General features: G+C 74.9%; 17 protein-coding genes. 3 read left to right on the top strand and 14 right to left on the bottom strand.

All coding sequences use genetic code 11. The features are described from left to right. Positions 1 to 18 precede the first annotated feature (18 nt). A complete protein-coding gene (locus tag P3H78_RS06550; RefSeq protein WP_276107821.1) occupies positions 19 to 360 on the bottom strand; it encodes a hypothetical protein in 342 nt (113 codons plus the stop codon). Positions 361 to 496: 136 nt separating this feature from the next. Between P3H78_RS06550 and P3H78_RS06555 the strand changes: the two genes are divergently transcribed. Continuing rightward, complete coding sequence (locus P3H78_RS06555; RefSeq protein ID WP_276107863.1) at positions 497 to 1,342, top strand: DMT family protein; 846 nt, start codon at positions 497 to 499, stop codon at positions 1,340 to 1,342. Between the two features lie 25 nt (positions 1,343 to 1,367). On the opposite strand, the gene pdxR is transcribed toward P3H78_RS06555, so the two are convergent. After that, positions 1,368 to 2,756: a MocR-like pyridoxine biosynthesis transcription factor PdxR gene (gene pdxR / locus P3H78_RS06560; RefSeq protein WP_276107822.1), complete on the bottom strand. Its 1,389-nt coding sequence runs from the start codon at positions 2,754 to 2,756 to the stop codon at positions 1,368 to 1,370. Between the two features lie 47 nt (positions 2,757 to 2,803). Between pdxR and P3H78_RS06565 the strand changes: the two genes are divergently transcribed. Continuing rightward, on the top strand, positions 2,804 to 3,355 hold the full coding sequence (locus P3H78_RS06565) for a carboxymuconolactone decarboxylase family protein (protein WP_276107823.1): 552 nt from the start codon (positions 2,804 to 2,806) through the stop codon (positions 3,353 to 3,355). Next, a complete protein-coding gene (locus tag P3H78_RS06570; RefSeq protein WP_276107824.1) occupies positions 3,352 to 4,134 on the top strand; it encodes an isocitrate lyase/PEP mutase family protein in 783 nt (260 codons plus the stop codon). The genes P3H78_RS06565 and P3H78_RS06570 overlap by 4 nt, the downstream gene beginning before the upstream one ends. A gap of 6 nt (positions 4,135 to 4,140) precedes the next feature. On the opposite strand, the gene P3H78_RS06575 is transcribed toward P3H78_RS06570, so the two are convergent. The 12 genes from P3H78_RS06575 to P3H78_RS06630 form a co-directional block, all read right to left on the bottom strand. Next, complete coding sequence (locus tag P3H78_RS06575; RefSeq protein ID WP_276107825.1) at positions 4,141 to 5,103, bottom strand: ABC transporter substrate-binding protein; 963 nt, start codon at positions 5,101 to 5,103, stop codon at positions 4,141 to 4,143. Between the two features lies 1 nt (position 5,104). After that, positions 5,105 to 7,048 carry an ABC transporter permease gene (locus P3H78_RS06580; RefSeq protein WP_276107826.1) on the bottom strand — a complete coding sequence of 648 codons (1,944 nt, stop codon included), beginning with the start codon at positions 7,046 to 7,048 and terminating at the stop codon, positions 5,105 to 5,107. Continuing rightward, complete coding sequence (locus tag P3H78_RS06585) at positions 7,048 to 8,136, bottom strand: quaternary amine ABC transporter ATP-binding protein (protein WP_276107827.1); 1,089 nt, start codon at positions 8,134 to 8,136, stop codon at positions 7,048 to 7,050. Before P3H78_RS06585 ends, P3H78_RS06580 begins: the two co-directional genes overlap by 1 nt. Further along, positions 8,136 to 9,665, bottom strand: coding sequence for a GMC family oxidoreductase (locus tag P3H78_RS06590; protein WP_276107828.1), 1,530 nt, complete (start codon positions 9,663 to 9,665; stop codon positions 8,136 to 8,138). Before P3H78_RS06590 ends, P3H78_RS06585 begins: the two co-directional genes overlap by 1 nt. 96 nt (positions 9,666 to 9,761) lie before the next feature. After that, entirely contained in the window at positions 9,762 to 11,288 is a 1,527-nt protein-coding gene (locus P3H78_RS06595; RefSeq protein ID WP_276107829.1) for an aldehyde dehydrogenase family protein, read from the bottom strand. A 342-nt stretch (positions 11,289 to 11,630) separates the two neighbouring features. Then, entirely contained in the window at positions 11,631 to 12,521 is an 891-nt protein-coding gene (locus P3H78_RS06600) for a serine/threonine kinase C-terminal domain-containing protein (protein ID WP_276107830.1), read from the bottom strand. A 64-nt stretch (positions 12,522 to 12,585) separates the two neighbouring features. After that, positions 12,586 to 12,942 carry a hypothetical protein gene (locus tag P3H78_RS06605; RefSeq protein WP_276107831.1) on the bottom strand — a complete coding sequence of 119 codons (357 nt, stop codon included), beginning with the start codon at positions 12,940 to 12,942 and terminating at the stop codon, positions 12,586 to 12,588. Continuing rightward, a complete protein-coding gene (locus tag P3H78_RS06610; protein ID WP_276107832.1) occupies positions 12,926 to 14,638 on the bottom strand; it encodes an AbeC-like domain-containing protein in 1,713 nt (570 codons plus the stop codon). Before P3H78_RS06610 ends, P3H78_RS06605 begins: the two co-directional genes overlap by 17 nt. A gap of 135 nt (positions 14,639 to 14,773) precedes the next feature. Beyond that, complete coding sequence (locus P3H78_RS06615; RefSeq protein ID WP_276107833.1) at positions 14,774 to 15,496, bottom strand: serine/threonine kinase C-terminal domain-containing protein; 723 nt, start codon at positions 15,494 to 15,496, stop codon at positions 14,774 to 14,776. 653 nt (positions 15,497 to 16,149) lie between these two features. Beyond that, positions 16,150 to 17,139: a malate dehydrogenase gene (locus P3H78_RS06620; protein ID WP_276107834.1), complete on the bottom strand. Its 990-nt coding sequence runs from the start codon at positions 17,137 to 17,139 to the stop codon at positions 16,150 to 16,152. 378 nt (positions 17,140 to 17,517) lie between these two features. Further along, positions 17,518 to 19,284 (bottom strand): DUF2690 domain-containing protein, encoded by a 1,767-nt coding sequence (locus P3H78_RS06625; protein WP_276107835.1) that lies wholly within the window; start codon positions 19,282 to 19,284, stop codon positions 17,518 to 17,520. Between the two features lie 261 nt (positions 19,285 to 19,545). After that, positions 19,546 to 20,058 carry a helix-turn-helix domain-containing protein gene (locus P3H78_RS06630; protein ID WP_276107836.1) on the bottom strand — a complete coding sequence of 171 codons (513 nt, stop codon included), beginning with the start codon at positions 20,056 to 20,058 and terminating at the stop codon, positions 19,546 to 19,548. Positions 20,059 to 20,577 lie beyond the last annotated feature (519 nt).

Consider the following 20,577-nt stretch of genomic DNA (forward strand, 5'->3'; position numbering starts at 1 on the left):
TGTGCGTCCCGGGCCCGGTCAGCCGCCGGAGCTGCCGTGGCCGCCGCCGAAGCCGCCGCGCTCGACGCCCGAGCCGTGGCCGCCGCCCGAACCCCCCGAGCTCTTGCGGGGCTTGGAGAAGGAGCCGCCCTCGGTCCAGCCGCCGCGGCTGCTGCCGCCGTAGTACCAGGTGCTGCCGGTCCGGCCGGAGGTGCAGTTCTTGTCGGAGACGACCCGGTAGCCGTGGGCGGCGGTGTGGCTGTCGCGGTCCACGCACCGCCTGTCCGGTTCCGAGGAGCAGGAGGTGAGGGCCGCGGCGAGCAGTCCCACCCCGCCCAGTACCACCGTGCCCGACCGCAGTTGCCGGCGTGCGTCGCCCATGTCCCGTCTCCCCGTCCGATGTGTGGAGCGCCGTCCGTGCACGGCTGCCCGCGGCAAGCCTAGAGATGCGTGAGAACGCACGCCCGGTCGACCCGTCCCCCGAGGGCTCGCCTACAGTCGCTTCGTGGTCTTTGGAATGGTGTGTGCCCTGGGGGCGGCGGTCTGTTTCGGTACGGCGACGGTGCTCCAGGCGGTCGCCGCGCGCGCGGCGGGCGAGGGCGGGGGCGGGGACGCGGCACTGCTGCTGCGGGCGCTGCGGCAGTGGCGGTACCTGGCGGGCCTCGCACTCGACGGTCTCGGCTTCCTGCTCCAGATCGTCGCGCTGCGCTCGATCCCCATCTACGCGGTCGGCGCGGCCCTCGCGTCGAGCCTGGCGGTGACGGCGGTCGTCGCGTCCCGGCTCCTGCACGTGCGGCTGAGCGGGACGGAGTGGGGCGCGGTGGGCGTCGTCTGCGCCGGGCTGGCGATGCTCGGCCTGGCGTCGGGCGCGGAGGGCGGCCGGAGCGGGTCGGACGAGCTGAAGTGGGCGATGCTCGCGACCGGGGCCCTGGTGATGGGGCTGGGCGCGGTGGGCGGCCGGCTGCACGGCCGCGGCCGGGCACTGGTGCTGGGGCTGGGCGCGGGCTTCGGGTTCGGCGTGGTGGAGGTGTCGGTGCGCCTGATCGACTCGCTCGCTCCGGTCGAGCTGCTGACCAACCCCGCGACCTACGCGCTGCTGCTGGGCGGCGGCGCGGCCTTCCTGCTGCTGACCTCGGCACTGCAGCGCGGCTCGGTCACCACCGCCACGGCGGGCATGGTGATCGGCGAGACCCTCGGGCCCGCCGCGATCGGCGTGGTGTGGCTGGGCGACCGCACCCGGGAGGGCCTGGCCTGGCTGGCGGTCCTCGGGTTCGCGGTGGCGGTGGCCGGTGCGCTGGCGCTCGCACGGTTCGGCGAGGCGCCGGCCGACGTCCCGGTGGAGGAGCCCGCCGGGACGCCGTAGTGCCTCCTGCCCGGCCCGGTCCGGGTCAGGGCAGCGCCCGGCACAGGGCGTCCAGCGCCCCCGCCCAGGCGTGGTCCGGGGGCGTGCCGTAGCCGACGACCAGCGCGTCCAGCGGGTCGGTGACGGCGTCCGGGTGGCGGTGGCGGGCCAGCCCGTGCACCGCGAGCCCCTGCCAGGCGGCCGCCTGGACCACCGCGGTCTCGGTGCCCGGCGGCAGCCGCAGCACGGCGTGCAGACCGGCGGCGATGCCGGTGACGCGGACGTCGGGGGCGCGTGCGGCGAGCGCCGCGACCAGGGCGTCCCGGCGGCGGCGGTAGCGCAGCCGGGAGGCGCGCACATGGCGGTCGTACGCCCCCGAGGCGAGGAACTCCGCCAGCGTGAGCTGGTCCAGCACCCCGCAGGTGTCGCTGCCGCCCTTGGCGTCCGCCGCCTCCCCGACCAGGCCCGGCGGCAGCGCCATCCAGCCCAGCCGCAGTCCCGGGGCGAGGGCCTTGCTGGCGGTGCCGAGGTGGACCACGTGGGCGGGGTCCAGGCCCTGGAGCGCGCCGACGGGCTGGCGGTCGTAGCGGAACTCGCCGTCGTAGTCGTCCTCCAGGACCAGGCCGCCGGTGCGCCGGGCCCACTCCACGACGGCCGCGCGCCGGTCGGGGTGCAGCGGCACGCCCATCGGGAACTGGTGCGCGGGGGTGAGCAGCACGGCGCCGGTGCCGTCCGGCGGTACGGGGTCGGTGCCGAGGGCGTCGAAGGGCAGCGGGCGGACGCGCAGCCCCGCCCCGGTGAGCAGCGCCCAGTGGACGTCCAGGCCGTAGGACTCGACGGCGACCGTGTGCACGCCGCGGGCCCGCAGGACCGCGCCGAGGATCCGCAGCCCGTGCGCGAAACCCGCGCACACCAGCACCCGGTCGGGGTCGGTGCGCACGCCCCGCACCCGGGTGAGGTAGCCGGCGAGGGCGGTGCGCAGTTCCGGGCGGCCGCGCGGGTCGCCGTAGCCGAGGGCCAGGTGCGGGGCGGCGGACAGGGCGCGGCGGGCCGCCCTGAGCCACTGCGCGCGGGGGAAGGCGGCGAGGTCGGGGGTGCCGGGGATCAGGTCGTGGGCGGGCCGGGGTGCGGTGCGGGGGCGGGGCGCGGGGCCGGCCGGCTCGGTCACGGCCCGCTCGGCGACCCGGGTGCCCGAGCCCTGGCGGGCGGTGAGCCAGCCCTCGGCGACCAGGTCGCCGTAGGCCTCGGCGACGGTGTTGCGGGCGATGCCCAGGTCGGCGGCGAGGGAGCGGGAGGACGGCAGGCGGGCGCCGGGAGCGAGGCGGCCGGTGCGGACGGCCTCGCGCAGGGCGTCGGTCAGGCCGCGGCGCAGGCCCGGTCCGGCGCCCGGTTCGAGGTGGAGGTCGACGCCCGAGGTGGCCCAGGTTTCCGCCATGGAAATGGACCATACTCCTGGGCTGCTCCGTTCCTAGGCTCGATCCCATGACGACGACGAACGACGGACTCACGCCGCATGCGGCGGCCACGGCGCATGCGAGGACCACGGCGGACGAGGACGGGTACGCCCCCGAGCACCGGCCCCGGCTCCCCTGGGCCCGGCACGCGCCGGAGGTCTACCGGGCGATGATCCGGCTGGCGGCGGAAGCGGGCCGGGGACTGGACGCGCGGCTGTGCGAACTGGTGAAGATCCGCGCCTCGCAGCTCAACCACTGCGCCTTCTGCCTGGACATGCACACCAAGGACGCGCTCGCGGCGGGCGAGAGCGTGGAGCGGATCGTGCAGCTGAGCGCCTGGGAGGAGTCCCGGCACTTCTACACCGCGCGGGAGCTGGCGGCGATCGAGCTGACCGAGGCGGTCACGGTCCTCACCGACGGCTTCGTGCCCGACGCGGTGTACGCGCGGGCCGCGGAGCACTTCGACGAGGCGGAGCTGGCGCAGCTGGTCGCCGCGATCGCGGTGATCAACGCCTGGAACCGCTTCGGCGTGGCCTTCCGCGCGGTGCCGGGCCACTACGTCCCGGGGCGGCACCGGTGACGGCGGCGGCCCCCGGTCCGCGGCCGCCGGGCCGGCCCGGGGACACGGCCGGGGTCTTCCGCGCCCTGCACCACGACCGGGCGCCCGGCGACCCCCTGGTGCTGCCGGGACCGTGGGACGCGGCGGCCGCGCGGGTGTTCGCCGAGGCCGGCTTCCCGGCGCTCGCCACGCCCAGCGCCGGCATCGCCGCGAGCCTCGGGTACGCCGACGGCCGGACCCCGGCCGGGGAGATGCTCGCGGCGGTGGCGCGGATCGCACGCGCGGTGGACGTGCCGGTGTCCGCGGACGTCGAGGACGGGTACGGGCTCGCCCCGCGGGAGCTGGTGGAGCGGCTGCTGGAGGCCGGGGCGGTCGGCTGCAACCTGGAGGACTCCCGCGACGGCGTGCTGACGGATCCGCAGGCGCACGCCGACCGGCTCGCCGAGGTGCGGGCCGCCGCCGGGGACCGGCTGTTCGTCAACGCCCGCGTGGACGTCTTCCTGCACGGCCGCGGCGACCCGGACCGGACCGTCGGGAGCGCCCTCGAGCGGGCCGCGCTGTATGTCGCCGCGGGCGCCGACTGCGTGTACCCGATCGGCGCCCCGCCCCGGGCGCTGCCCCGGCTGCGCGCCGGGACCCCCGGTCCGCTCAACGCCCTCGCCGCGCTGGACGGCGAGGGCCCCTCGCCCGCCGTGCTGGGCGGGCTCGGGGCCACTCGCGTCACCTTCGGTCCGGGCCTGCAGCGCCGGGCGACGGCGGCGCTGCGGGAGATCGCGGCGCGGGTGCGCCGGGATCCGTGAGGAGGGTCAGGACAGCCACGCCTTCCAGGTGGACCGGTGGGTGTCCACCCACTTCTTCGCCGCGTCCGCCGGGGACAGCTTCTGGTCGGCGATCATCAGCGAGACCTGGTTCTGGTCCTCGGTGGTCCAGTGGAACTTCTTCAGGAAGGCCGCCGCCTTGCCGCCGGACTTCGCGAAGTCGGCGTTGAGGTACTTCTGCAGCGGGGTGTGCGGATAGGCGCAGGCGACCTTCGCCGTGTCCGCGTCGCAGCCGTCCTTGTACGGCGGCAGCTTCACCTCCGTCATGGGGACCTTCTTGAACAGCCACTGCGGCGAGTACCAGTACGTCAGGAAGGGCTTCTTCTCCTTGGAGAACTGCCTCATCTGCGTGATCTGCGCCGCCTCGGAACCGGCGAAGACGACCTGGTAGTTCAGCTTCAGGTTGTTCACCAGGGCCTTGTCGTTGGTGACGTAGGACGGCGAGCCGTCCATCAGCTGGCCCTTGCCGCCGCTCTCCGCGGTGCGGAAGAGGGAGGAGTACTTGTTGAGGTTCTTCCAGTCGGTGATGTCCGGGTGCTGCTTGGCGAGGTACGTGGGGATGAACCAGCCGATGTGCCCGGTCACCCCGAGTCCGCCGCCCGGGGCGATGGTCTTCTTGTCCTTGACGTAGCGCTTCTCCTGGTCCGGGTGGCCCCAGTCCTCCAGGATGGCGTCCACCCGGCCCTGGCTCAGGGCGTCCCAGGCGGGCACCTCGTCGACCTGGACGGTGTCGACGCGGTAGCCCAGCTCGTGCTCCAGCAGGTACTGGGCGACGGCCACGTTGGACTGGGCGCCGACCCAGGACTGCACGGACAGGGTGACGGTCTTGGAGCCCTGCGCGTTGGCGAACGGCGACGCCTGCTTGGTCATGTCGGCGGCGCCGCAGCCGGTGAGCAGCGACGCGGTGGCCGCCGCGGCCGCGACCAGGGCCGTCTTGCGGTGGAACCTCATGTCACGCTCCCTTCTGCGCACGGCGCTCGGTGGGCTGGGTCACCCGGTCCAGCATCAGACCGAGGCAGACGATGGCGATGCCGGCGACCAGGCCGGTCGCCAGGTCGCCCTGGGCCAGGCCGAAGACGACGTTGTAGCCGAGCGCGCCACCGCCGACGAGGCCGCCGATGATGACGACCGCGAGGACCAGGACGACGCCCTGGTTGACGGCGAGCAGCAGCGCCGGGCGGGCCAGCGGCAGCTGCACCTGGCGCAGCTGCTGCCCGCTGGTGGCGCCGAGCGAGCGGGCCGACTCCAGCGCCGCCGGGTCGACCTGGCGCAGGCCCTGGGTGGTGATCCGGACGACGGCGGGCAGCGCGTAGACGATGGCCGCGGCGACGGCGGGGGCGCGGCCCACGCCGAACAGCGCGACGACCGGGATCAGGTACACGAACTGCGGCATCGTCTGGAAGACGTCCAGGACCGGGCGCAGCAGGCGCTCGCAGCGGTCGCTGCGGGCCGCCGCGATGCCGACGGCGAAGCCGATGACGAGGGTGACGGCGACGGCGGCCAGTACCTGGGACAGGGTGTCCAGGGACGGCTTCCAGACACCGAGCACACCGATCAGGGCCATGGCGAGGACCGCGGTCAGCGCGGTCCGCCAGGTGCCGATCAGCCAGGCCAGCGCGGCCACGATCAGCAGCACCGACCACCAGGGCAGCCACAGCAGCCCGGAGCGGACCGGGTCGAGGATCCAGGTGGTGAAGTGGGCCGCCCAGTCCGCGGTGCCGCCGACGACGGGGACACCGGAGTAGAGGTGGGCGGTCATCCAGTCGACGGCGCGGTTCACCGGCTCGGCGATGCCGACGGTCCAGCCCGAGGGCCAGTCCAGCAGGCCGCCGAGCCGGGTGGCCACGGCGACGGCGACGGTGGCGGCGGCGACGTACAGCCAGGGGCGCGTGCTGCGCGTCTCCTGGCCGAGCCGGTCGCCGGCCGCGCCGGTCACCCGGTCCAGGACGACGGCGAGCAGCACGATCGGGATGCCCGCGGCGAGCGCGGCGCCCACGTCGACGGAGGCGAGTGCCTGGTAGACGCGGTCACCGAGGCCGCCGGCGCCGATCACGGAGGCGATGACGGCCATGGACAGCGCCATCATGATCGTCTGGTTGAGGCCGAGCAGGAGCTCCTTGCGGGCCAGCGGGATGCGCGCGGTGAGCAGGCGCTGGCGGGAGGTGGAGCCGAGGGACTCGACGGCCTCCAGCACCTCCGGGTCGGCGCCGCGCAGGCCGAGGGCGGTGAGCCGGGCCATGGGCGGGGCGGCGTAGACGACGGTGGCGAGGACGGCGGCGGGCACACCGATGCCGAAGACCAGGACCACGGGGAGCAGGTACGCGAACGCGGGCAGCACCTGCATGGTGTCCAGCACCGGGCGCAGGGCGCGGTGCATGCGGTCGGACAGGCCGGCCGCGAGACCGAGGACCGCGCCGACCAGGACGGAGGCGAGGACCGCGACGACCATCAGGGCCAGTGTCTGCATGGTCGGCACCCACATGCCGAGCAGGCCGCAGGCGACGAACGCGGCGGCGGTGCCGAGGGCGAGCCGGACGCCGGCCACCCGCCAGGCCACGAGGGCGGCGGCGGCCGTCACGCCGGCCCAGCCGGCCGCGAGCAGGGTCAGGTAGACCCCGCGCACGGACAGCACGACGGCGTTGCTGACGTAGCCGAGGAAGTACAGGAACAGCGGGCTGCTGTCCCGGTTGTCGATGACCCAGTTGCTGGCACTGCCGAGCGGCTTGGTGAGGTCGACGGTCAGCGCGTCGGGCCAGCTGCTGCCGGTCCAGCGGGCGCTCGCGACCGGCACCAGCACGGCGGCGATCACCGCCAGCACGAGCAGCTTCTGCACGGGACGGTGCCGGAGCGCGCCGGGCAGCGCGGCGCGCGGCGCGGATGCGGTGATGGTGGCCATCAGGTCGCCTCCTTGCGCTGCTCCGTTCCGGCCACGACCCCGAGCAGGCGCTCATGGTCGACGACGCCCAGGCAGCGGCCCTCCTCCATGACGCGGGCGGGGGCGCCGGTGCGGGCGACGGCCTCGATGGCTTCCGACACGGTGGCGTCGGGGGCGAGTGCGGGACCACCGGTGGTCTCCTCACCGGCCGCGGGCCGCATGGCCTTGCGGACGGTGAGCACCTGCTCGCGGTGGACGTCGCGGACGAACTCGCGGACGTAGTCGTCGGCCGGGGAGCCGACGATCTCCTCGGGGGTGCCGAGCTGGACGATGCGGCCGTCGCGCATGAGGGCGATGCGGTCGCCGAGCTTGAGGGCCTCGGCCAGGTCGTGGGTGATGAAGACCATGGTGCGGCCCTCCTCGGCGTGCAGGCGTATGACCTCCTCCTGCATGTCCCGCCGGATCATCGGGTCGAGCGCGCTGAACGGCTCGTCGAAGAGGAGCACCTCGGGGTCGACGGCGAGGGCACGGGCCAGGCCGACGCGCTGGCGCTGGCCGCCGGAGAGCTGGCCGGGGCGGCGGTCCTCCATGCCCTCCAGGCCGACCTTGGCGACGACCTGGGCGGCGCGCTCGCGCCGCTCGGTCTTGCCGACGCCCTGGATCTCCAGACCGTAGGCGACGTTGTCGAGGACGGTGCGGTGCGGCAGCAGGCCGAAGTGCTGGAAGACCATCGCGGCGCGGTGGCGGCGCAGTTCGCGCAGCCGGGACTTGTCCATCGCGCGGACGTCCTCGCCCTCGATGGCGATGCTGCCCGCGGTCGGCTCGATCAGCCGGGTCAGGCAGCGCACCAGCGTGGACTTGCCGGAGCCGGACAGGCCCATGACCACGAAGACCTCGCCCTTGCGGACGTCGAAGCTGACGTCGCGGACGGCGGCCGTGCAGCCGGCCCTCTCCCGCAGGTCCGCGGGTTCCAGGCCGGAGAGTTCGGGGTCGGCCGGGACGCGCTCGGCCTTGGGGCCGAACACCTTCCACAGGCCTTCCACGGAGAAGACGGGGGTGCCGGCGTCGTCGTCGCTCGGCGGCTTGCGGGTGGGGACTGCGAGAGCCATCAGGCCTCACTTCCGATAAGGTCAGCGGCTTTCTCCCCGACCATGAGGACGCCGATCATGGGATTCACCGCGGTCATGGTCGGGAAGACGGACGCGTCGGCGATGCGGATGCCGTCGAGACCGCGGATGCGCAATGCGGGGTCGACGACGGCGAGTTCGTCGTCCGGGGCACCCATCCTGCAGGTGCCCGCCGGGTGGTAGACGGTGTGCGCGACCTTGCGGGCGTACTCGCCGAGCTCCTCGTCACCGGTGACGTCGGGGCCCGGGCACACCTCCCGCTTCAGCCAGCCGGCCAGCGGCTGGGTCCGGGCGATCTCACGGGCGATGCGGATGCCGTCGACCAGGGTGCGGCCGTCGTAGTCGTCCTCGTCCGTGAAGTAGCGGAAGTCCAGGGCCGGCTTGACCGACGGGTCGGCGCTGGTCAGGTACAGCCGGCCGCGGCTCCTGGGCTTGGGGATGTTCGGGGTCATCGACACCCCGAACTCCGGCCGTTCGTAGCCCAGTCGCTCCGGGTTGTCGGTGAACGGGATCTGGTAGAAGTGGAACATCAGGTCCGGGCCCGCGTGCTCGGGGTCCCGGCGCACGAACAGGCCCGCGTCGGAGTCCATCGCGGAGTTCTCCGGCAGGGGGCCCTCGGTCTCCCAGACGATGACCGACTCGGGGTGGTCGAGCAGGTTCTCGCCGACGCCGGGCAGGTCGTGCACGACGGGGATGCCGAGCCGCTCCAGGTCCGCCTTCGGGCCGATGCCGGAGTGCATCAGCAGACGGGGCGAGTCGACCGCTCCGGCGCACAGCAGGACCTCGCGGCGGGCCCGCAGCAGGGTCTCCTCGCCGTCCTTGGAGCGCACGTGCACGCCCTCGGCGCGGGTGCCGTCCAGCTCCAGCCGGTACGCCCAGGTCTCCAGCAGGATCGTCAGGTTCGGCCGCTGGTCCATCACCGGGTGCAGGTACGCGACCGAGGCCGAGGAGCGCTTGTTGTCCTCCGGGTGGTAGGCGAGGTCGAAGAAGCCGGCGCCCTCGGTGAAGGGCTTCTTGTTGAAGCCCTCGACCCGCGGCACGCCCAGCGCCTCCTGGGCGGCGTCGACGAAGTCGCGCGCGATGGCGTTCCGGTCCTTCTCGTCCACCGGGACGATGTTGTTCAGCAGGCGCGCGTAGTACGCCTCCATCGGCACCGCGCCCCAGCCCTTGGCGCCGGCGGACTCCCACTCGTCCCAGTCGGACGGCAGCGGCTTGAAGGCGATCAGGGTGTTGTGCGAGGAACAGCCGCCGAGGACGCGGGCGCGGCTGTGCCGGATGTGCGAGTTGCCCCGCGGCTGCTCGGTCGTCGGGTAGTCGTAGTCGAGTTCGCCGCCGAGCAGACCCATCCAGCGGCGCAGCGTCAGCACGTCGTCGCGGTCGACGTCGCTCGGGCCGCCCTCGACGACGGCGACCGTGACGTCGGGGTTCTCGGTGAGGCGGGAGGCGATGACGGAGCCTGCCGTGCCGCCGCCGACGACGACGTAGTCGTACTCGTGGGTGTTGTCTGGCATCAGGGTGGTACTCCGGTGGAGGGTCAGGAGCGGGGGGTCGGGGGGTCGTGGGCCGGTACGGGGACGAGTGCGCGGGTGCGCCGGACGGGCCGGGGTTCAGCCCGCGAACCAGCGCACCGGCTGCGGCGCGAGGTTCTGGTAGACGTGCTTGGCCTCGCGGTACTCGGCGAGTCCGGCGGGACCGAGTTCGCGGCCGACGCCGCTCTTGCCGAAGCCGCCCCACTCCGCCTGGGGGAGGTAGGGGTGGAAGTCGTTGATCCAGACGGTGCCGTGCCGGAGCCGGGCGGCGACGCGGCGGGCGCGGCCCGCGTCGGCGGTCCACACCGCGCCGGCGAGGCCGTACTCGGTGTCGTTGGCGAGCTCGACGGCCTCGTCCTCGGTGCGGAAGGTCTCCACGGTGAGGACCGGTCCGAAGACCTCCTCGCGGACCACCTTCATCTCGCGGTGGCACCGGTCGAGGACGGTGGGCTCGTAGAAGTAGCCGTCGGCGGGCCGCTGCGCGGACGGCTCGGGCCGCTTGCCGCCGCTGCGGACCACGGCGCCCTCGGCCCGCGCGGAGGCGACGTACGCCTCGACCTTGTCGCGCTGCTGCTCGGAGACCAGCGGGCCGCACTCGACGCCGTCCTCGGTGCCGCGACCGAGGCGGATCCTTTCTGCACGGCGGGCCAGTTCGGCGACGAAGCGCTCCGCGACGGACTCCTCGACGATCAGCCGGCCGCCGGCCGAGCAGACCTGGCCGCTGTGGATGAAGGCGGCGTTGAGCGCCTGGTCCACGGCGGTGTCGAAGCCCTCGTCGGTGGCGCAGGCGTCGGCGAAGACGACGTTGGGGTTCTTGCCGCCGAGTTCGAGGGCGACCTTCTTGACGGTCGGGGCGGCGGCCTGGGCGACCTTGGTGCCGCTGACGAGGCCGCCGGTGAAGGAGACGAGGTCGACGTCGGGGTGCTCGGAGAGCCGGGCGCCGACGGTGTGGCCGGGGCCGGTGACGATGTTGGCGACACCGGCGGGCAGCCCCGCTTCGGCCAGCAGCCCGATCAGCGCGACCGTGGTCAGCGGGGTGATCTCGCTGGGCTTGATGACGAAGGTGTTGCCCGCCGCCAGTGCCGGGGCGATCTTCCAGCTGGCCTGGAGCAGCGGGTAGTTCCAGGGGGTGATCAGCGCGCACACGCCCACCGGCTCGTGGACGACGACGCTGTGGATGTCCGGCGACCCCGCGTCGACGACCCGGCCGGGGGCCTCGGCGGCGACCAGGTCCGCGAAGTAGCGGAAGGCGTCGGCGACGCAGTCGATGTCGACGCGGCCCTCCTCCACGGTCTTGCCCGCGTCGCGGCTCTCCAGCAGGCCGAGCTCCTCCCGGTCGCGGACCAGGAGGTCGGCCACGCGGCGCAGCAGGGCGGCCCGCTCGGCGACCGGCGTGGCCGGCCAGGCGCCCCGGCCGCCGTCGAAGGCGCGGCGGGCGGCCTCGACGGCGCGGTCCGTGTCCTTCTCGTCGCCCTCGGCGACCACGGCGAACGGCGTGGCGTCCGCGGGGTCGAGGATCTCGCGCGTGGCCCCGGAAACCGCTTCCAGCCATTCCCCACCCGCGTGGATGGTGCTGCGCGTCGGAGGGTTCGTTCGGTCCGCCATGATCGGTATTGCCTTCCGTTCCTGCTCAGTTGCCCTGTGTCACATCGGTGTCACTCATAGGGACTTCTAGCGGCTGCCCCCTCCCCTCGAATTGCATGCGCAATCCATGGCCGAAAGTGTTCCGTGTCACGGAACTTTGGGACAACAGACAACGAAAGTGACGCAAGTGTCTCGTGTGGCGCTATATCGGTGTCCGCCCCCCTGGGGGGTCATGCCCCGACGGCGCCACCGCACTCCCCTCCGTGCGGTCCCCCCGTCCGGCCGGCTCCCGTTGCACGGCGTGCTCCGTCCGCCGCGCGGCGGGCTGCGAGCACGGCGGACGTTCCGGCAGGGGGCGGCGGTTCAGCCGCAGGTGCCGCCCGATGGGCAGAAGGACGCCAGGGCCGCGTCGGCGTCGCGCTGCGGCCGGGGCCACTCCCCGGCCGGGCCCGCCGCCAGCAGCGCGTACTCCTTGCCGTCGGAGGCCGTGAAGGCGTACTCGACGACCTGCCTGCGCTGGGCCAGCTTCTTGCTGTCGTACGCGTACACCAGCCGGGCCGCGTCGTCGCCCACCGCCGCGGACGCGCCGGCGGGAGCACCGACCTCGTCCACACCGATCTCCGTGTACGCGGGCTGGCTCCGCAGGTTCCGGGAGGACTGCTGCACCGCCTCGAGCGGCGTCATCCCGGGCTCCGTGACGACGAAGATCTGCAGCAGCCTGCGGTCCCCGTCGGCGGAGTAGAAGATGCCGGTCCTGCGCGTGCTGCGCTCCCAGCCGTCGGGCACGGCCATGGCGAAGCCGGCGGGGTCGTGCACGGTGTGGTACCCGTCGGGCGGGGCCGAGGCGGAGGCCGTGCCGCCGGTGGCGCCGGCGCCGGGCGAGGTGGGACCGTCCGTGGGCGACTGCGCCGCGGGCGAGGCACTCGCGGCGGCGGTGGGGGACGGGGCCGGGTGACCGCCGGTCTGCCTCACCACGACCAGCGCGGCGACGACCCCGACGACGGCTGCCCCGGCCGCCACCTTGAACCACAGCACACGGCCGGGCGAGCCCGGCGTTCCCGGGGGTTCGGGCCTCTGGGGCGGTCGCCGGCCCTCGCCGGGCCCGGACACCGGGGGCGGGTCGGCGGGCCTCTCGGGCACCAGCGGCAGGTGGTCCGGGCGGGCCGGGACCGGAGCGGTCGCCGCGGCACGCCCGCCGCCGGCGTCCTCCCAGCGCTGGGACTCCTCGTTCCAGTACCGCTGCCCGCCGCTCATCGCCCGCTTCTCTCCCGCCCCGTCCCCGTGGCCCCCCGTCCGGCGGAGGCCGCCTGCACCGCTCTCACAGCCCGAGCTGGCCGGCCAGGGACCCCGCCGAGGCGAGGACGCTCAGCAGGGACTGGGAGTCGGCGAGGAGTCGACGCAATCGGTCGCGGCGGGACGGGCCGGCCTGACCGGTGGCGGTGATCTCCTCCTCCGCCCCGGCGAGCTCGGCGTCCAGCGCCGCGGACTGCTCCGTGCCGCGCACCCGGCTCAGGTCGGCCCTCAGCTCCCGCACCGCCGCCAGCAGTTGCTCGGTCGCCTCGTCGGGCTGCCGAGCGGTGCCGTGCCGGCTCACCGCGCTGGCGTGACTGCCGATGGCGAAGGTGCTGCCCGAGACGTCGCCGATGGTCACGTTCGGCTCATGCGGACCGTTCATCGCCGTCCGCTCCCTTCTGCGGCACGGTGCCGCTGCTTGCGGTGGCGTGGGAGCCGACGGCGAAGGTCGATCCCGCCACCGAGTCGATGTTCACCCCGCCGTTGCTGACGTTGACGATCTTCTGGACGAACTCGCCGGTCAGGTAGCCCGCGTCGGCGAGCGCCGTGCGCACGCCATGTGCGATGCGGTCCTGCACGGCGCGCAGGTAGCGGTCGACGTCCATCGCCTGGAACAGCGACGCGCTCGGCGCCGCGCCCAGCTCCCGCACCGAGAGGGCAGGTCCCTCCGGCAGGGCACCGGCGTTGCCGGCGGTGAGCATGCGCCAGCCGAAGACGGCCACCCGGCCGAAGTCGAGCAGGGCCACACCCGAGGACCGCGGCACCCGGGACAGGGCGTCGGCGGCCTTGCCCAGCAGGTTGTTGCGGTTGTAGCGGTGAGCCGTGCGGTCGGCCTCCTTGAACGCCTCGTGCACCGGCGCCAGCACGTGCGGGGCGACCTCCAGCATCAGCATCCGGCCCTGGGTGTGCACGCGGACGAAGACGCTGACGACCAGCTCCTCCCCCCAGCCGCCGATGCGGACGCGCAGGAAGTGCCGCCGCTTCTCGGCTCCTTCCTCCACGGCGCGCGCCCGGTGGTCCTCGAAGGCCTGCGGATGGTACGGGGCGTCCTCGCGGCGCAGCAGCCCCTCCACGGGGAGGAAGACGCATTCGTCGATCTCCAGCCGGCACAACCGGTCGCGCACCGGGTACTCGGCGGTCGCGGCGGACTCGCGGAGCTGCTCCAGCAACGGGCGGACGGTCTCCAGCACGGCCCTGTTGCTCAGCGGGCGCTGCTCCTTCATGCCGTCCGGGCGCAGCTCCACGGCGAGCACCCAGGTGTCGTACGCGATGCCGGCCCCGCAGAAGGGGCGGGCCTCGTGGTACATGACGAGGCTCTGGTGCTGTTCGGTGCGGATGCGCGCGGCCATGCGCCGGAACCGTTCCGACTCCACCTGGTGGGCGGGGTCCCCGGCGGCGTCCGGGAAGCGGTCCGAGGAGAGTTCCGCGGCCAGCGACCGGGCGACCTGGCCGCGATGGGCGGCGAGGCAGACGGCGATGAGCGCGAGGACGGCGAGTGCGATCCAGGCCTGCACGGCGTCGACCGAGGCGGACGGGCCGAACGCACCGGCCGGGCCGCTGAACGAGGCATCGGAAGGGGTGCCGAGCGGCATCGTCGAGTCGTCGCCGGCGCCGAACGCGATCATCACGGTGAAGATCAGCAGAAGGGCCAGGCCGGTGCGGCCGTACCAGCGCAGGAGCCAGGCGGGCACCCGACGGTACAGGGGCGGGTTCTCGCTCCGTCCCCGGACCAGCGGGGCGAGGGCGAGCAGCAGGCCGAGCCCGGCGAAGACGGCCGCCCACCCCTCGGTGAGCGCGGCGCCCACGACCCAGAGCCCGAGGACCGCTCCTCCCCAGGCGAGCTCCAGGCGCCGGGCGCGCAGGGCGTGGGCCAGGACGCGGGCGGCGTCGAAGCCGAGCGAGGGGGCGACGATGCGCTGCTCGTTCAGGTACAGCTCGTCGATGACCCGGTCCCGGTAGGCGGCATCGACGTAGGTCCCCGCGCTCAGCAGCCGGGTCGCCTCGCTGGCATACGGCGGTGTCGCCGTGGCCGCGGCGTGGGCCGGCTGCGTCTGCTGCGGCACGTGTGCGGCGCTCACGCCCATCCCCCGTTGATCGAACATGCTTGCAGCGCAAAGAATATGATGGATCATCAGCATAGAGGTGTGCATGGGGCACCGGTAGCGGAACCCAGCTGCACTGCGCTCGACCGGACGCTCTCGTGAGGGACGGTCTCAGCCGCCGCACCGGCCGCCCGGAGGGCAGAAGGACGCCAGGGCCGTGGCCAGCGGGGTGCTCAGCTCGTCCGGGGAGAGGGTCTCCGGGCCGCCGGCGCGGATCGCGTAGAGGGTGCCGTCGGCGGCCCGGAAGCGGTGGTCGATCACCCGGCGGGCGCCCAGGCCCGGGTCGTCGTAGCGGTAGGTGATCTCGGACCAGGACGACGACGCGTCGCGGGACAGCGCCTGGTAGCCGGGCTGGCGGGCGAAGCCGTAGCCGGGGTCGTTCTCGGCGAGGTCCAGGGAGGCGGCCGGAGAGTCCTCGGCGAGCGCGAAGATCTGGAGGCGGCGGCCGCCGTCCGGCGCGTCCCAGGTGACGACCGGGGCCTTCTCCCCCTCCTTCTGCCGCCGGGTCCAGCCCGTGGGCACGTCGAGCGTGTAGCCCAGGGGGTCGCGCACGCGGCGGTACCCGTCCGGCACGGACCCGGTGACCGGGGAGGCCGCGTCGGTGCGGTCCGACGGGGACGCGGGCGCCGGCGCGGCCCCGGGCGCCGCCGGCCCTGCGTCGCCGCCCGCCGTGGCGGTGACCGGGACGGTGGCCGGGGTGGCCGCCGGGGCGCTCACCACCGGGGCCGCGCCCGTACCGGTGCCGACGTGGCCGCGGGCGACGTACCAGACCCCGGCGCCCGCGCCCCCGCCCACCAGTGCGGTGACGGCGAACGCGGCCAGCAGACGGCCCACGCGGCCGCCTCCGGGAGCGGTCGGCGGGGCGTACCCGGGAGCGGGGGCCGGGGTGTGCCCGGTGAATCCGGGGGCCCCGGCGTGCCCGGGAGCGGATGCGGGTGCGTGCCCGGGGGCGGCCGGGGCGGCGGCCCAGCCGGGCGGGAGCGGTGCCGGGGCCGGCATACGGCCTCCCGGCCCACCGCCTCCCGGCGTCCCCGCCGCCGCTCCGGGGGCGGGCGCCCCGGACGGACCCCAGGGGGGCGCGGCGGGCGGCCACGGCGCGTGGGGGACGGCGGGGTCCGGGCCGGTGCCGCGCCGGGGCGCGGCGGCGGCACCCGGGGGCGGGGGCGCGGCGGCCCGAGGCGGCGGCAGGGGCGTCGTCCGTGTCGGGGCGGACGCCCAGGGCGGCTGCTCCGCGTCCCGCTCGGGCACGGCCTCCGCCGTCCCGGCCCGCTCCCCGCCCGGCTCGTCCTCCGGCGCGGGACCGGAGCCGTGCCCGTACTCGTCCTTCATCGCGAACCCCCCGAAGTCACCCTGTTGGGTACCGCTCCCGACGGTAGCGTCAAAAACACGCCACAGGCCCCGTTCCGGACAGAACCGGAACGGGGCCTGTGCGATCCGCGGCGCCGCCGCCGGGGCGGGGTGCCGGTCGGGACCGGGGTGACGGTGCGTCAGATGAGGCCGAGGCTGCGGACAGCCTCGCGCTCCTCCGCGAGCTCCTTGACGGAGGCGTCGATACGGGCGCGGGAGAACTCGTTGACGTCCAGGCCCTGGACGATCTCGTACGCGCCGTCCTTGGTGGTGACCGGGAAGGAGGAGATCAGGCCCTCCGGCACGCCGTAGGAGCCGTCGGACGGGATGCCCATGGAGGTCCAGTCGCCGTCGGCGGTGCCGTTGACCCAGGTGTGCACGTGGTCGATGGCGGCGTTGGCGGCGGAGGCGGCCGACGAGGCACCGCGGGCCTCGATGATCGCGGCACCGCGCTTGGCGACGGTCGGGATGAAGTCCTCGGCGAGCCACTTCTCGTCGCCCACGACCTCGGCGGCGTTCTTCCCGGCGACGGTGGCGTGGAAGATGTCCGGGTACTGGGTGGCCGAGTGGTTGCCCCAGATGGTCAGGCGCTTGATGTCGGCGACCGTGGAGCCGGTCTTCTTCGCGAGCTGGGTCAGCGCGCGGTTGTGGTCCAGGCGGGTCATCGCGGTGAAGCGCTCGGCCGGGACGTCCGGGGCGGCGGCCTGGGCGATCAGGGCGTTGGTGTTCGCCGGGTTGCCGACGACGAGGACCTTGATGTCGTCCGCGGCGTGGTCGTTGATGGCCTTGCCCTGCGGCTTGAAGATGCCGCCGTTGGCCTCGAGGAGGTCACCGCGCTCCATGCCCTTCGTGCGCGGGCGGGCGCCCACGAGAAGGGCGACGTTGGCACCGTCGAAGGCCACGTTCGGGTCGTCGGAGATGTCGATGCCCTGCAGCAGCGGGAACGCGCAGTCGTCGAGCTCCATGGCCGTGCCCTCGGCGGCCTTCAGCGCCGGGGTGATCTCCAGCAGGCGCAGCTTGACCGGCACGTCCGCGCCGAGCAGCTGGCCGGAGGCGATGCGGAAGAGCAGGGCGTAACCGATCTGGCCGGCCGCGCCGGTGACGGTGACGTTCACGGGAGTGCGGGTCATGGCGTTCTCCGTATGACAGCTGGCGGTGGGGCGTCCCTGCCCCGGGGGTACGGGATCCCCCGCGCCGGCTCGTGACCGGCGCCGCCACGATGACCGATCACGGGTACGGATGATCGATCTCTTGGCGTCAAGAGAGATCCGGCGATCAGGCTATCGCGCATCCGGCATCCGGGACCGCCCGCCCCGTGTGGCCCGTCCCACAGAGTGACGGCGGCCCTACAAACAGGCGGCGGCCGCCCGTCCACCGAGGGGACGAGGGCGGCCGCCATGGGGGGGTTGCCGGAGAACCGGACTCCCGTGGGGGTACTCCTCCCCTGCCCCGAACCGGGGACGTCATGCCGGCCTCCGCGACATGTTCACGGGACACCCCCGTGACGCCTACCGGGTGCACCCCGTCTGCCCGGCCGCCAGGGTCGCGCAGGCCCTGGCCGCGGTCGCGTTCGGTACGGCGATCATCGGCGTGTACGCGATGGTGTCCCCCGCCGACGTGATCGTGCCGCTCTGCCTGCGCGCGCCGACACGGACCTGGACCTCGTCGCCCGGGACGGCCCGGGTGATCCGGCCCCAGGCGGCACCGCAGGTCTTGCTGTAGCGGACCTCCACGACGGTCGTGCCGACGGTGGCGCTCGCCGTCGTGGTCACGAACTCGCCGCTGCAGCCCATGTGTTCGGCATCCTTTCCGGTACACCCCGCGCCGCTGCACTTGACGCCGGGCGGCAGGTCCACAGCGGCGCTCGCGGCGGCCCGCGGCGGCTTCCCCGTCCCGCCGGCCCGCCCGCCGCCGGTGCCGCCCGTGAAGTAGAGGACCAGGCCCATCACGAGGGACGCGGTGACCAGCCCCGCGAAGAACATCAGCACCTGCTGCCTGCGGGCCTCCTTCGGCCCGATGCCGGGGGCCTGCTGGGGCGGTTGGGCCTGCTGGGGCGGTTGGGCCTGCTGGGGCGGTTGCGTACGGCGGTCCGGCGGCTGCGGGGAGGAGGCCGGTGCGGACTGCGGGGACCGCGGGTTCTGCGGGGTGGCGCACGGGCCGGGGGCAGCAGGGGTGCGGGCGGTTCCCTCGGGTCCGGTGGCGGAACCCGCGGTGGCCCCGGCGCCCGTTCCGGGGGTGCGGCGACCGGACGGGGAGGGTCCCCGGTATCCCTGAAGGCCCCACGAGTTGCGCACCTGCGGGGTGGAGCCGGAATCGGAGGCGGAACCGGTGGTGGCCTCCTCGCCGGGATCGGCCTCGGGGCCGGACGCGGACGGGGCGCCGGGGCCGGAGCGGGCGTCGCGTGCGGAGCCGGCCTCGCGTGCGGAGCCGGCCTCGTCCTCCGCGTCGGCGGCGGGACGCGAGGTCCCACGCGACACGGAGCCTGCGGTGCGGCCCCCGGAGTCCGCGGCGGTACGGGTGCCGCCGGAACGGGAGTCGGCCGCGGAGTCGGACGCGGGGGCGCCACCGGAGCCGGACTCGAAACCGGAAGCGGTACGGGAACGGGCCGCACCGGGACCCGGACGGGACCCCCTGCCGGTTCCGTCGCCGCCGTCGGTGTCGGTGCCGGTGCCGCCGTCGGTGCCGCCGTCGGCGTCGGCAGCGGAGACCCCGGCACCCGGGGCCGTGCCGGACGGCGCGCCGGGCGAGGGCACGCCGTCGCGGACGTCCGCCTCGGCCGCCGTCGGCTGCGCGGGCACCGCGGGAGCGAAGGAGGCGGGGCCGGGCGGGGCGGGCGGTCCCGCGTCGGACGGGCCCGCGTCCCGGGGCGCCGGCGTGGTGCCGGCGCCCCTGCGGGAGGCACCCCCGCTCCGGCCCCCGGTGGCGGCCGCCTCGACGGGGTCCGCGAGCGCGGCGCGCGCCTGGGAGATCCGGATCGCCTCCATGGTCCGGTCGTGACGCGACTCGGAACGGCTCCAGGACCGTTCGGCCAGCTCCCACAGGGTGATGAGGTGGACCGGCGCGGTGCCGGTCAGCTCGGCCAGGGCCACGACCGCGCCCTTGGGCGCCAGCAGCCCGCCGTTGAGGTAGCGCTCCCAGGACACCTTCCCGTAGCCCGTGCGGTCGGCGAGCGCGCCGACGCTCAGGCCGCCGCGGTCCACGAGCCTGCGCAAGTGGCTGACGAACTCCTCGACCTGCGGGTCGAGTTCGTCCGGCAGGGCCTTCCAACGAGGCATCGCTCCCCCTCTTTCCCCCGGCAGTGCGTGTGTTCCCCGCGCGTGGCTCCCGCGCCGCGTCCCCGGTGTGGCTACCCACGGGGATGCTCCGGGCCAGGATCCCAGTTCCCGGGGCGGGGGCGCACGGGAGCACGGGGGCCGGAGTGTGCGCCGGTGCGCACCTCCCGGTCCGGCGCCCAGTGTCCCACCAGGGGCGTCGGCACCGGAGGGCGGTCCCGGCCCCGTCCCGTCGCCTCGCGCGGCCGTACCGAGGCGCGAGGGTCAGCCGAACGCGACGGCGCCGACGACGGCGAGGAGGAGCACCGCGACCAGCAGCAGGAGCGCCCACAGCAGCAGGCGCCCGGTCGGTGCGGCCGCCGGCTCCGGCTCCGGGCGGTCCCACCAGGGGACGGTCGGGTCGTCCTCGTAGGCCCCGTGGCCCCTGCCCGCCCCCGGAGCGGTGCCGGGGGGAGCGGCGGGGGCCTCCGCCGGGGACGGCCGGGGCGGCTCGGTCACCGGGCGGGGCCATGCCTGGACGGCCATCTCCCAGCGCAGGGCGTGCCGTTCGGCGTCCGCACCGGCCAGTCCCGCGACCCGGCACAGGGCGGCGACGGCCTGCCGGGGCGGGGGCTGGGTGGCGTTGAGGTACCGCTGCCAGGAGGACTTGCTGTAGGCCGTGCGGGCACCGAGTGCGACGAGGCTGAGGCCGGTGCTGTCCTTGAGGTGCCGCAGCTGCTCCACGAAGTGCCGCACCTCCGGCGGCAGATCGTCCGGCAGCGGCTGCCAGGCGCCCATCGCTCACCTCCACGGCGTCCCTCGCGTTCCCGCTCACAGCGAGTGACGACAGCGGCGGCGGTTCGGTTCCCGCGCGCGGGACCGGGCGGTGCGGCGGGCCCGGGTGGGGGGCCCGTGCGGGGTGCCCCGCGGGGGTGTCCGCCAGGCGCGGCGGCGGCTGTGGCAGAGCGCGGACACCGTGGCGGAACGGTCACTTCCGTGCCACAGCGCACGGACAGCCGTTGAACAGGCCGTTCCCGGTGAGCAGAGTGTGTTCCCGGCGACGGCCCGTCCTTACTCGGGGGAGAGGACGGGCCGCCGTCGGTGCCCCGCAGGGGGGCGACGTGCCTGGGTGCTGTGACCGAGAAGGTTCACCGGCCCGCGGCGCCCGGCACGCCTTTCGGGCCACGGCACTAGTGCTGTGGCCGGAAAGGTGTGCCGGGATGCTCGCGGCGTCCGGTGCTGGGGGCACCTCCCACGCCGTTCAGGCTGTGGGGGAGCATCGCAAGGCGGAGCGTCGCCCGCGTACTGGATGTACTC

The organism is Streptomyces tropicalis (assembly GCF_029269835.1).
In the GTDB taxonomy this organism is placed as follows: Bacteria; Actinomycetota; Actinomycetes; order Streptomycetales; family Streptomycetaceae; genus Streptomyces; species Streptomyces tropicalis.